Origin of the sequence: Veillonella tobetsuensis (assembly GCF_002959935.1) — a bacterium.
Lineage (GTDB): Bacteria > Bacillota > Negativicutes > Veillonellales > Veillonellaceae > Veillonella > Veillonella tobetsuensis.
The window spans coordinates 183,988-196,840 of record NZ_PPDF01000012.1 but is presented as its reverse complement, the minus strand read 5'-3'; the positions used below and the strand labels follow the sequence as shown (position 1 = coordinate 196,840).

The window sequence follows — 12,853 nt, the reverse complement described above, 5'->3', positions numbered from 1 at the left end:
CTAACCTCACTGAGGCTAAGGATAACTAGACACGATACTCTAGACCAAAGGGTCTCCATAACTACTGTTTCTGGTTATTTAATCGAAAGATTGCTGCTAGTGTCTAACCTTATGAATCGTTTATGAACGATAACTATGAAATTATACTAGATTCTATACTCATCTTAATCAAGTTATGTATGTGATAGGATTGCTGTTAGAATCTAAGTCTTTCTGTTCTACATGTTGGTGATTACTTTCACCTGATGATGCAATTATAATACACGTATCCGTGTGTGTCAATAATTATTTTTAAAATATTTTGCTTTTTTGAAAGTTAGAACTAGCAACACATATTTTACTGTATTGCTAGTCCCTTATAGTTACTACTAATACTCTGCCTCTACGCGCCAAATTTCATCAGCTAACCATTTCAATGGTCCACGTGATGGTCGTAGAAATCTAGCTGCCATACCTTCTATACTAAGTTGTGTAGATTCTAGTTGACCTGTTTTACACCAAATAGCAAAGTGTTCACAGTTATGGCCAAACAAGTTATAATCGCCTTTTCCAATCATAGATTTTGCACGTTGTACAGTTTTACGGGGCCCATAAAATCTAGCAGTTACATCAGAGTCTTGAAAAATAGATAATAAACTATCGTCCTCAGCAATATATAAGGTATCTCCATCACAAAACTCTTCAATGCTAGTTTCAGCAATGCGTCCATCAAGTGGTGAATCCCCTTTTATATAGTGGATAATTTTATGATATCCAGCATATACGCCATAATGTTGATATACATCACCAAAGAAAAAGTTACTTCGTTGACAAAATACAATATCACCTAATTTTAACTTTTTTGAAGCCATTATTACTCTCCCATACAACAGATTATTTATGATTATTTATATACGTAATAATATCATCTAAAGAAATATTTTGATTCTTGCCTCGTAATAATCGCCATACCTTTCTAACTAATTTATAGAATAGATATAAACCAGCCAATGGCCAGAATACACCAAATGGGTTTTGTTCAAATGGATTCCGTGGATGTGGAAATGGTCCAGGCATGGGTCCTATAATATTAGGCCAATTGTGTTCATGATACACCCCTTCAGGATGAACACCAGTTTTATTTCTATTAGAAGAAATATACTCTACTACATCTTCGTATAATTTAGGATCTTCTTTTTTTACACATTCAAGAGCTTCTTTAATACTGTCTGTTTTCATACTATACACCTCTATATTATAAAACAACATTTGATTATTAAGACTATTAGATAGTTACAAATAGATTATATAAGACGATATGTCTATAAAATTACTCATATTTTAAATAAATATAAGATTTACATCTTATACTCGCCCATAAGCATCATCAATTCTTATAATGTCATTTTCATCAATATAGTCACCCTCTTGTAATTCAAGAATTTGTAAAGGCGTATTAGATATATTTTCTAAACGATGAATATGATTTCTAGGTATTAATATTATATTATCTGGACAAATAATAAACTTCAAATCATCCAAAGTAACTAGACCAGTACCACTATATACATACCACAATTCGTTTCTTAATAAGTGCAATTGTAAGCTAATTTTAGAGTTGATAGAAATAACAATATGTTTTAAAACATAATTCTTTTGCCATTCTAAAACACGATAATATCCCCAAGGCCTTTCTACTATTTCATTTATTTTAACGCTGCTAGTTTTAAGTTCTATCATAGTTTTGAGACTTTATATTTTCTTGTCCTAAATAATTCAAGCATTAAATTGTCAAATAACTCTATTTCAATTCTAGCGGTACTATTATCTGAAAAACTATATACAATATCTGCAGTCAATGAATCAAAGTCAAAATAAACTTTCAATTGGTTATTCTGATCTTTGTAAGAACAAGATATTTGATTATCATTCTGATAAATATGATTACATTGACCAAATAATTCTAAGCGTTCTTTCAACCTATTGAAAATTTTTTCATATACTATAGAATTATTTAAACCAGAATTTAGTTCGTAAATATGAGAATGATAGCTTTGAAAATCCACACTTGAAGAATTAGCCAATTTATTAACATGTAATCCTTTTTCTTGTAATGATTTAATTGCCTTTGTCTCATAGCCAGTAGGAATAGTTATTATAAATGTTGACGGCATATGAATAGATGCTAGAATATTGTTTTTTCTTGCAAAATCAGTAATCGCATCATTATAGATTTTTAAATCTGAAAAAAGTGTTTCATCTAACTCTACACCTATATCAGCAAATTGGATTGGACACCCCTCTCTATGGTATTCAAAATACTTGTCACCAGTTGAATTAATTCTTTTAACTTTTATACCTTCTTGAGATAAAAAAGATTCTACTTCATTTATACTTAAATCAATAAGTGGTCTAACTACAGATATACTAGCCGGTAAAACCATTCCCATTTCTGATCCCCAGTATGTGTTAAATTTAAGACTCTCATTTAACTTATTGTTTGATATATAGTCTTTAATTCTAGCTATTGTAGTACGATCATTACCATTATCACCGATACAAAGCCATCCATATTTTTTTGATGAAAGATAATCTAACAAAATAGAATACATTGTTTTCTTACATATTAAGCAAGGTCTTCCAGCTTGATAGCCACTTACAGTTTCAGAAAACTCCTTTGTAAAATCATAAATAATTAGGGGAATATCAAACTGTTTACATATACGCTTTGCTTCATTTGTTGGTATCTCACTCCCCCATTTGTGAATAAAATGAATGGCAGTAACAGATATACCTGCTTTTTTTAACATAACCACAGAGGCAATACTATCTTTACCGCCTGAAAGCATTGCAATCACATTAGGGTTGATTGAATTTAATATATTATCAAAGTTCAATTAAATCAGCCTCCCCTTTACTAATATATTTTTTCACTTGATTATATAAATTAATGTAATCAGTTTCGATATGATTAGTATTTAAATGTAGTACATTATCTCCTACAGAATTTTCTAAAACATTTTTTTGAATATTACTTACATCATCTTCTGTTATAGGCTTATGCAAATTGCTAATGCCAGTGATATATGGGAAATAATTTGTAGTAGATAGGCCTAGATGCCTTTTGTCTTCCTGAATTCTTTTATTATAACGTGTGGCTAATATCTTATAATCCGCCATACAAACAACACAGAATAACTCTACTTGATTATTTGCATTTAATAATATACGCAATGTATCAAATTCTTTAAAATTATTATCAATGATTAAGTCTTTATTTCTACTAATATAAAATTTAATAACACGATACATCATCGCTTCACCTTTTATACTTAGTAATTTTTTCTCATCATGATTTTTAAAACCATACTTATCAAATAAATGTATTTTAAATAGATCTTTGGATATACAATCTATCTTAAGATCCTTAGCAATATCTGATGATAATGAACTTTTACCACTAGCAGGTGGTCCAGTAAAAATTATTAATTTCATTCAAATACCTCATATATTTAAAATCATTCCATCATATGAAATAATATATCCTAATTCATTTCCTTTAATAACAGCATCATCATAACTAATTAGACCATTATGAGAAAAATGGTTAGCAATAATCTTAGTATTTAAATCAATTAAATTATATTTTCTCATTAAATCACACATTATTTTCATACGTTCAAAATTCATATGACCAGGATAATCAATATGTTTGATACCTTCAGTACAATCTAAAGAAATTGCATCAAATCGTATATTGTTTAAATTTAAATATAATAAAGACTCTTCTGACAAAACATCTGTATCATGGGCATATAAAAAAACAGAATCATCCTTTCGAATAACATAAACTAAAGGATTCGTTGTATTATGAATACTTGAAATTGGTATAATCTCATACTTATCCTCGATATAAAAAGGACTATAATCGTAAACTGGTTGATAGAAAATACTTTTATCTTTTGTTACAAAACCATTATCATCTGGCTTTAAAACCTTTTTAACACCTCTACCACCATAAACAGTTAATGTAGGTGTGCCTAAATCTAAGTTTGCACGACTTCTTCTACGGGCTCTTAAATCCTCTAAATAGAGATGATCATCATGTGTATGTGTTATTAAACAATGGTATATATCAGCTAGTGAAATATCATATTGTAATGAATGCATATAAGTATCTGGACCAAAATCTATAAGAATAGTATCGTCAATTAAAACTTGTGATCGAGTACGAATATTCTTACCTTTATATTTTCTAGCATATTTACAAACATCACAATGACAAAACAAAGCGGGAATACCCTCAGCCGCACTAGTGCCTAAATAAGCGATTTTCATTATAATACTACCTCAATATAATACGAGAATCAAAAGCTTCATTAGTTAAACTCGTCCTTAAAGCTTTAGAACAATAAAAAGGATTAAAAGATTCAGTATTATTTAGTATATTCAATTGATAATAAAAGTCTAATACAGTATCAAGATCCGGTACATTACAATCTAGTTTATTCCCTTTATCTAGATGTAATACATTACCACTTACAACAATGCCTTTATCGATGATATTTTTACAATAAGATAAAACCTCATCAATTGGTTCTAAACCAACAACCAAATTTGTCCAAACATTTCCTTTGCCAAAAATATTTACTGCATAAATTAATCTATCAATAAAATATTCACGCCCCAAAGCAGCTTTGCCTGGGCAATAATGTTGAAATCCTTTAGGCGTAATTGCTTCAAGATTAAAAACAACCTTCTCTATTCCTGACTTTTTCATAAGATCAATATTGTCTACGTTATTTGGCGGTGATATTACCGCAACAAGCCCCTCTGTTGCACGTTCTTTTAATATTGGAGAAATAGATTTTGCTATTTCTGAATAAATTTGAGCCTGTTCATCTAGCTTATCATTTGAAAGATTTCCACTAATCATAATGGCATGAAGGTGTTCATCATAACATTCAGATTCAATCGCTATATCCAGAGCTTCCAATAAATTAGGAATATATTCTTGTTTATATTTATCCCAAGTAACTAGTCCATTAGAAATCTTCTGAGCTGATACATCCTCTAATCGAATAAAATTATTTATCCCACAAAAAAGACAACCATCAGAAATATTACATCCTTTCCAAGGAATTATATTTAATTCATCATATCCACAGGCAGTAATATAATTAGTAACATTAATATTATTAGAAAGTTTATTGTTATAATAACTTGGAGTTTGAACAAACGATAATTCTATATTCGGAATTAAATCGTTATTATATCTAGCAAATAACTTATCATCCTCATTAACATCAATGATAACTGGACATGTTATACCATTAGAGGCAACACAAGAAACAACTACCTCATAACCATCAATACTATTTTTAATATTTAGTTCTTGAGGTCTATACCTATCAGAAGCAATTGGCATATTATAAACTAAATTTTGTTGTTTCGCATTTGATTGAGCTGCTTTGTTTAAAGCTTTACTAGTGAATTCAACACCATTAACCAATATTAAAGATTTTAATAATGTTTCTTCTTTACATATATAAGTTGAACTATAAACATTCATTATGTTTTCTTCCCCTGATTATCGTATTAATTACACTAATTCCCCATACAATATGAAAGATTGGAAATACTATTTCATAGATAAAAGAATAAAAAACTAGATTTTTAGGCTTAGAAATAATAAATGAAATTACTCCTAGATATATTAATCCTAAAATAATATTTATTTCAAAGAAGATATAGCATAAAAACCAGATTATAATCCATAAAAAATGGTACGCAAATCCATGAATCAATAATCGTCTTCTATAACTACAATTATCCCAAATCGACAATAATAATGTTGAATAACCGATTCCCCATCTCCATCGTTGTAAAACTAACCCCATAAAAGTATTATTAGGGGCTTCACTTCCTAATATCTTATCTGAAATATAGCGTTTATCAATATATTTACTAACGTATAAACCAATTGCTAAATCATCTAAATATGTATCAGTATTCAATAATTTACTATCAAAAATACTACGTTTTAAACAAAAAAATTGACCAGGTATACTTATACCTGTATTTAATTTCCATAAAGTTGGTCTAATAATATTATGAGATAATACCTTATCTATTAAAACCATTAACTCCCATACATTAGAATATTTGGAAACATTAATCTTTCCCCAACCTATAGAATAATTCTCTTTAATCATTATCTCTAAGAAAGATTTAATGTCATGTGTATTAGGTGTTATATCATTATCAATACTAATAAAGTATTCAGATTGATCAACACTAAATAAATGTAATAGTTTCTTATATTTAGTACCATGATATTTAATCAATTGAATATGATAAGGCTTTTTAGGTAAATCAAAAAACTCCTCACAATATATAATTACTTTAAAACCGTTACCATATATATGGTAGAGCTCTAAAGCCAGTTCATCTAAATGCGTAGTATATACTTCATTTTTTCTTGTATATGTAACCAAACATAATTTATTCATACATTCCTCTAGTACAACCATAGATCTTTTCTTGATTCAATATAAAAATCAAAATCACAATTAGTTAAATCTACTCCTAAGATCTCAATAAGTTCAGATATTTCCTGATTTAATTTATGATGAGTTATTGATTTATTTCCATCTTGAAGCATAAAAATACCAATCGGTAAAATCAATAAATTTTTATATTTATATATATTTAGATCAATATACTCAATAAGATTATTAGGCTTCATATTTCTCAAAAGATTGTTAAATAATAATATTGGATATAAATAAACTCTAGTGTTCATATAATTACATATTTTTCTGTATTTATGACTATCAAGCAGATTCATATTGTTACATAATTGCTGAATAGTTTCTTCAATTCCTTTTTTATATCCAAATATTTTTTTATTATTTGTGCACAAAAGAAGTAATTTCAAATAAAAATGACTTTTAAAAGAATATGGCCACATATTCAATTTTCTATTCAAAGAACTATAAATACTATTACTAGATTTCTTTATAGGAAAATCAGCAATTTTAGATAAAAAATGATAGATATAATTATAGTAATCTGTCAGTTCATAATAAGAAGTTAAATCTCTAAAATACTTCCAATTAAAATTTTTATTTTGCAGCATATAATATAAGTCATTAATATCTTTCATGTATACCGTTTCATGTTTAAATACATGAGATATAGTTATACAAGAGACTTCTTCTATCGATAAACCATCTTTTGGTATAAATGGAATTAACTGGGTTCTCCCTAATGGAAAGCCGCCCATATTAATATCCACGATTACTTGATATTTATTCTGTAATATTTTTTCTAAATGGATATGACCATTTAACACTTCTTCATCTTTGAAATATACTGCTTTAAATGAAAATGGAACTGAGCCATTAAAAGAAAATTTAAAGCCTCTATTTTCTACTAAAAAGTTAATCAAGTTATATGCATCATCAAAATTGTATGCTAGATAATCAAAATCCATATGCACTCTATAAGTATCTTTAGGATAATATGTATTAGTGACTCCACCTTTTACTTTTGAAACTTTTAACTTTTTATCATTAATATAATCATCTATAATATTAATCTCTGTATTAGCGATATTTAAACTTACAATTTGTTTTACGGCTAACTCAATTATCTTACTATCTAATTTTAAGTCATATTTATTTGCATTGTTATAAAAAGGTACAGCCAGCCTTAGCTTTTTTATAAGTTTCATATCTTCATCAGATATAGTGGTTAGATTTTCTAAAAATAATTTTTGCTCTTCTTTAGATAATATACATAATCCTAATTTCTGAAAAAGAATTTCTCTACTGTCATCTAAACTATTTATTCCTGAAACAATTTTTCTAGCCGTATTAATAGTTGGAGGCACTTTTGATTCATTTTTCCATTGAAAATTTTTAGTAGAGACACAAGCGTCACAAGCCAAACTAATGCCCTGATTATTATCACAACTTTTTATTGTTATACTACTTTTCTCTGCAGCTTTTAATAACAGCTCAACAGGCAAACTAAGACAGCCATGACGATTTATATCCTGGATATGAAATAACTTTTTATAACTAAAATAATTATTATCGATAATATTTTGAACTTCTTTTTTTACATGTAAAATATTCTTTCCTGAAAGTTTTAGTTCTAAGTCCTTTGCAACAGACATTGCTAAATTACATGATTGACCATGAAAAGAAAAATAAAAATTAGAATCCTCAACATAAGAGTTTATAACTAAATGATCACCGCAAGCTACACCATTTGAATCAATAACACTCTCAGGTGCTAAAATTATATTCTTATTCATTATATAGCCTCATAAAGTACATTAAAAAATTTATCTATATCAGATTCAGTTGTTGCAATTCCCCAGGAAAATCGTAGAACAGAAATTAACCCCAAATTATTAAGTACATTTTGCGCACATAAATGTCCTGTTCTAATAATAATGTTATTATTAGCCATAATTTCACCCATATCATGTACATGTATATTCTTTATATCCATCGAACACAAAGCTATATGCCCATTGATACCTTTATTGATAATGCTAATTTTTGAATTATCAATTTTTTTATTTACATACTCCCATAATTTATCCTCATGTTTCATTATTTGATTTAGATTAATACTACTCATGAATTGACATGCAGTAGCCCATCCTGCTAATAGACCTATATCAAAAGTTCCTGACAAATATTTTCTTTCGTGCTCATGAGCTTTAATGTTTTGACCAAGAACACTCCAAACCATGCCTCCACCCCAAAAAATAGGCTTAACTAGCTTACTTATTTTCTTATTTATTGCTGCTGCACCAATTTGTTTGGGACCATACATTTTATGGGCAGATAAAAAATAACCATCTGCAGCTAAGTTTGAAAAAGAAACACTCTGATGCCCTATTGACTGACATACATCTAAAAAAATCATTGCATTTGTCTTTTGACGAAAATACTGTAAAGTTAGTTTATCCAAATTATATGAGTTAACATTTGATGTAAGTGATAAAGATATAATCTTTACTCGATTTGTATCCAAAGTATCTATAAAATGATAATCAATAGATCCATCTTTAGATAAAGGTAACTCTACTAATATTGCACCTTTAGTACGACATAGATTTATCCAAGGCAAATAATTACTATGATGTTCATAAGGCCCTAATACCACAATATCTCCTCTAGAAATAAAATCATATAAACTTAATGCAACTAGATTAATTGCTTCTGTGGAATTTTTAGTAAGCATTAATTCATATTGGTTGTCTCCATCAAAAAAATCCAATATTGTAGAGATACTATCATCAAATATTGTTTGTGCTAATTTAGATAATGTACCATCACCTCTAAAAGCACTTACCCCTATATTCTCCTGATAATCTACCCATTTATTAATGACACACTGTGGTGTAGGTGTAGTAGCTGCATAATCGAGATATATTAATTCTTGATTACGCATTAATAATGGAAAAAATTCTTTATAATTCATCATATATATAACTTCACCTGTTCAAATACACTATCTACATCAATTAAATCTAAACAAACATGATTATTATCGCATTTTCCTTGCCATAAATACTTACATTTACAACGCTTTTTATAAAAAACAGTACTTCCCTGTCCATATTTCCATATTCCATTAACAACAGGGGATAGCGGACCACAAATCATAATTGCAGCTACATTTCGCCAAACAGCAAAATGAATATATGCGGAATCATTTCCAATTACTAAAGTAGTATCAGCTAAAATCTTATCGAGTTCCTGCCAATTATGACTAATAATAATATTCTTAATATTATTCTCAACTAATATATCGTAAAGATCTAATTCCTCCGGCCCTAGTACAAATATAACTTTATGATTTGAAATCATTGTTGATAACTTTATATAATATCCTATTGGCCATCGTTTAAGAACACCCATTTTACTACTTCCAGGAAATATCAAAACGGTTCTCGATATCCGTCTTTTTTTGATGATTGGTTTTATTTCTGGATATAAGTGATTGATAATTTTAAAATGCCGTTCCATTCTATTAATTTCAGAATCCATTACTGACGCTATATCAGTATAAAATAGACTAGCACCATCTTTTGTCGTTTCACTGCTTCTTCCAAGACATTTCTTGATATGGGAAAGACTTCCAAATAAAGCACTTTGGAATACGCCATGTAAATCTACATATAAATCAAAATTCTCTTTTCTAACAGCTTCTATAGTTGAAGTAAATATACTACAATCAAGGACTCGTGTTTCTCCTTGCGTATCGATTACCGGTTTTAATCTAGGCTGTGGAATGATTATATCTATATTAGTGTTTAATTTACATAAATCTACCATTTCTTTAAAACAAGTAAATCCAATAATCCAATTAGGATATTGTTTTTTAATTGCATCTATTAATGGGAAAATTCGAATAATATCTCCATGATTTCTAAGTTGACAAAATAAAATTTTCATCATTACTCCTATAGCACAAAACATTTAAACTATTTACAAACAGTTCTATATCTTCACTTGATATTATGTTTTCCAATATAGATTTAATTTTATTCTGATTTTCAACAATAAACTTTACATCAGAATCTATCATAAATATATTATTCTCAAGCATATATTTAACTAAATTCTTAGCAACTAAATAATGTCTATAGGTTTTATAATCATTATGATTTCTTAATGTTTTTTGAATAATTTTATTTAGCTTATTAAGTAATAATGGTGTTGGTGCCATTACCAAATATTCTTTATGGAAAAAAATTCTTTCAATACAAGGTATATTTTGACATAATAAAACATCTAGTTTTATATATTTACCCTTAATGTTCCAAAAGGCTGTAATCACATCATCACCAAATCGATTTTTATTCAGATAAATTATGTCTGCCACTTGTAATACTTTTATAATGTCACTTTTAGTCGAATGCTCCGCTATCAAATCGATATCTTTTAAAGGATACTCAAAATCTTTTGTTATTAAGATATATGCCAAGCCCCCCCTAATAATTACTTTATTTAAAGCATTTAATTCTTCAATTACACTAACTATATAATTAGGTAAATCATTCCATTGAAATAGCATTAAAGGATAGTTTGAAGAATTATATTGTTTTTCTATAACCTTTTCCACTTAAATACCCCTGTAAAATATTTACGATTCTATTAGTTACCTCAACTTGTGATCCTACAGCATCAATAAAATGGGTAGGAATAGTATTAAGTCTATGTAGAAACTCGTTTAATTTATATTGATCCTTATGCATTTGATCTACCGAATCCATTTTTCTAAGAGGTCCTCTGTTTCTTATAACCACTCTTTTATGAGCTTCTTCAATAGGCAAATCCATATAGATGATAGCAGTGGGTTTATAAAATCCTCTTAAATGATTTTCTAGTAACTTCCAATTCTGCATCTCTGAATTACCATAAGCATCTAAATTATAATAGAATGTTGAAAGTATTCCTCGAGACATTAACGCAAACTTTGCACCTGATAACGCTGCATTTTTTAATGCTAAATGTAAATCCAATGTAATCATAAGGGGATTAAACCAAGGACATTTCAGTCTCAAATCATTCCAGTGAATCTCCTTATTGGTATAAACAGATTTTAATATTTGTCCAATTCCAGACTTTGTAGGCAAATCTATATATGCACATTTTCCATATATTTTTGTTAATTCTGAGGAAACTAATTTAATCTGCGTCGTCTTACCTGCACCTGGTAGTCCCTCAAATGAAAAAAAAGGAATCAATGGCTCTCCTACATCTGATTCATTATAAATACAATTCAATATTAATTTTAATTCATCTAATCCGTCCATCGTTCCCCCATATTATTCACTAGTTATTAAATAACATTGATATCCATATTTCCGTTTAACAAACCGAATTATTTCTCTTGCCCTATTTTCATCTATTAATAGCATTTGAGCAAAACCGTCCCCCTGTGAACCCACCCCTTTACATGCGAAAACATCACTATGATGTTTCATGCAATCTATAAAGTTGTGTAATAAAGGTGCTTTTAGTTCATCACAATATTGAGTTAAATGTTCATCAAATAACATTTGATACGCATTTAATAATTGGCCTATCGTTTTTATATCATTACTTTTTAGACTCTTTATAACTTGATCAACATAATAATTACTAATTTGATTGAGAAATTGCTTTATAGAATTATTTAAAATACCTTTGTCTCCTACATAAGCTTTATTTAAGTCACTTAAAATCTTTGTGGTATTTTTATTGCCATTCAAATCTACTAATACAAAAAACAATTTAGATGGAACATGAATTGGATTAATAACAATATTATCGTCATAAAATTTTAAATCATATACACCAGTTCCTAAAGCGCAGCATTGATCCATTTTCCCACACTTAGATCCTGTTAATATTTCAGCTTCAAAAGCTAGCTCCATCTGAAGTTTTAAGGGAATTTTCAAATTATAGATTTTACTACATAAATCTATAATAGCTACACATATTGCTGCACTAGAAGATAAACCTTTTTTCATTGGTAACGTCATCTTATAACAGTCTATATATACTCCTGGAATGCTATAACGAGTAGACAAAACGTAGAAAGTTGCTATAACATAAGAAAAAAAATCATCATTAATATAGTTTTTTAAGTTATCTGTATCTGAATAAATTGACTTCCTACCAAACTTATAAAAAAAGTGGTTTGATTTACAACCTCTTAAATAAATACCTAAATTCAGATTACAAATGATAGCGTGTCCATAGTTATCTTTCGATATTAAAGCTACCCAATCTGTATGTTCTCCTAATAGACACAATCTTCCAGGAGTAAACACCTTACAAAAAGCACTATTATTCAT

General features: G+C 28.4%; 14 protein-coding genes. All 14 read right to left on the bottom strand.

Annotated features, from left to right (window positions below):
- Positions 1-368 precede the first annotated feature (368 nt).
- Positions 369-851: a lecithin retinol acyltransferase family protein gene (locus tag VTHSUH11_RS06820; protein WP_105093113.1), complete on the bottom strand. Its 483-nt coding sequence runs from the start codon at positions 849-851 to the stop codon at positions 369-371.
- A gap of 22 nt (positions 852-873) precedes the next feature.
- Positions 874-1,218, bottom strand: a complete 345-nt coding sequence (locus VTHSUH11_RS06815; RefSeq protein ID WP_105093112.1) for a hypothetical protein — start codon at positions 1,216-1,218, stop codon at positions 874-876.
- Positions 1,219-1,344: 126 nt separating this feature from the next.
- On the bottom strand, positions 1,345-1,719 hold the full coding sequence (locus VTHSUH11_RS06810; RefSeq protein ID WP_105093111.1) for a phosphomannose isomerase type II C-terminal cupin domain: 375 nt from the start codon (positions 1,717-1,719) through the stop codon (positions 1,345-1,347).
- Positions 1,716-2,876, bottom strand: a complete 1,161-nt coding sequence (locus tag VTHSUH11_RS06805) for a tRNA lysidine(34) synthetase (RefSeq protein WP_105093110.1) — start codon at positions 2,874-2,876, stop codon at positions 1,716-1,718. Before VTHSUH11_RS06805 ends, VTHSUH11_RS06810 begins: the two co-directional genes overlap by 4 nt.
- A complete protein-coding gene (locus VTHSUH11_RS06800; protein ID WP_105093109.1) occupies positions 2,866-3,474 on the bottom strand; it encodes an AAA family ATPase in 609 nt (202 codons plus the stop codon). The genes VTHSUH11_RS06805 and VTHSUH11_RS06800 overlap by 11 nt, the downstream gene beginning before the upstream one ends.
- A gap of 9 nt (positions 3,475-3,483) precedes the next feature.
- Entirely contained in the window at positions 3,484-4,317 is an 834-nt protein-coding gene (locus tag VTHSUH11_RS06795) for an MBL fold metallo-hydrolase (RefSeq protein ID WP_105093108.1), read from the bottom strand.
- Positions 4,318-4,324: 7 nt separating this feature from the next.
- Entirely contained in the window at positions 4,325-5,551 is a 1,227-nt protein-coding gene (locus tag VTHSUH11_RS06790) for a radical SAM protein (RefSeq protein ID WP_105093107.1), read from the bottom strand.
- Positions 5,538-6,491: a glycosyltransferase family 2 protein gene (locus tag VTHSUH11_RS06785; protein WP_105093106.1), complete on the bottom strand. Its 954-nt coding sequence runs from the start codon at positions 6,489-6,491 to the stop codon at positions 5,538-5,540. The genes VTHSUH11_RS06790 and VTHSUH11_RS06785 overlap by 14 nt, the downstream gene beginning before the upstream one ends.
- Before the next feature lie 8 nt (positions 6,492-6,499).
- Positions 6,500-8,305, bottom strand: a complete 1,806-nt coding sequence (locus VTHSUH11_RS06780) for a hypothetical protein (RefSeq protein WP_105093105.1) — start codon at positions 8,303-8,305, stop codon at positions 6,500-6,502.
- The gene (locus VTHSUH11_RS06775) at positions 8,305-9,489 is read right to left on the bottom strand and encodes an aminotransferase class V-fold PLP-dependent enzyme (RefSeq protein ID WP_105093104.1); all 1,185 of its coding nucleotides are present in this window, start codon (positions 9,487-9,489) and stop codon (positions 8,305-8,307) included. Before VTHSUH11_RS06775 ends, VTHSUH11_RS06780 begins: the two co-directional genes overlap by 1 nt.
- On the bottom strand, positions 9,486-10,466 hold the full coding sequence (locus tag VTHSUH11_RS06770; RefSeq protein WP_244899999.1) for a glycosyltransferase family 9 protein: 981 nt from the start codon (positions 10,464-10,466) through the stop codon (positions 9,486-9,488). Before VTHSUH11_RS06770 ends, VTHSUH11_RS06775 begins: the two co-directional genes overlap by 4 nt.
- On the bottom strand, positions 10,438-11,133 hold the full coding sequence (locus VTHSUH11_RS06765; RefSeq protein WP_105093102.1) for a hypothetical protein: 696 nt from the start codon (positions 11,131-11,133) through the stop codon (positions 10,438-10,440). Before VTHSUH11_RS06765 ends, VTHSUH11_RS06770 begins: the two co-directional genes overlap by 29 nt.
- On the bottom strand, positions 11,105-11,827 hold the full coding sequence (locus tag VTHSUH11_RS06760; RefSeq protein WP_105093101.1) for a dTMP kinase: 723 nt from the start codon (positions 11,825-11,827) through the stop codon (positions 11,105-11,107). The genes VTHSUH11_RS06765 and VTHSUH11_RS06760 overlap by 29 nt, the downstream gene beginning before the upstream one ends.
- A gap of 12 nt (positions 11,828-11,839) precedes the next feature.
- Positions 11,840-12,853, bottom strand: coding sequence for a mevalonate kinase family protein (locus VTHSUH11_RS06755; protein WP_105093100.1), 1,014 nt, complete (start codon positions 12,851-12,853; stop codon positions 11,840-11,842).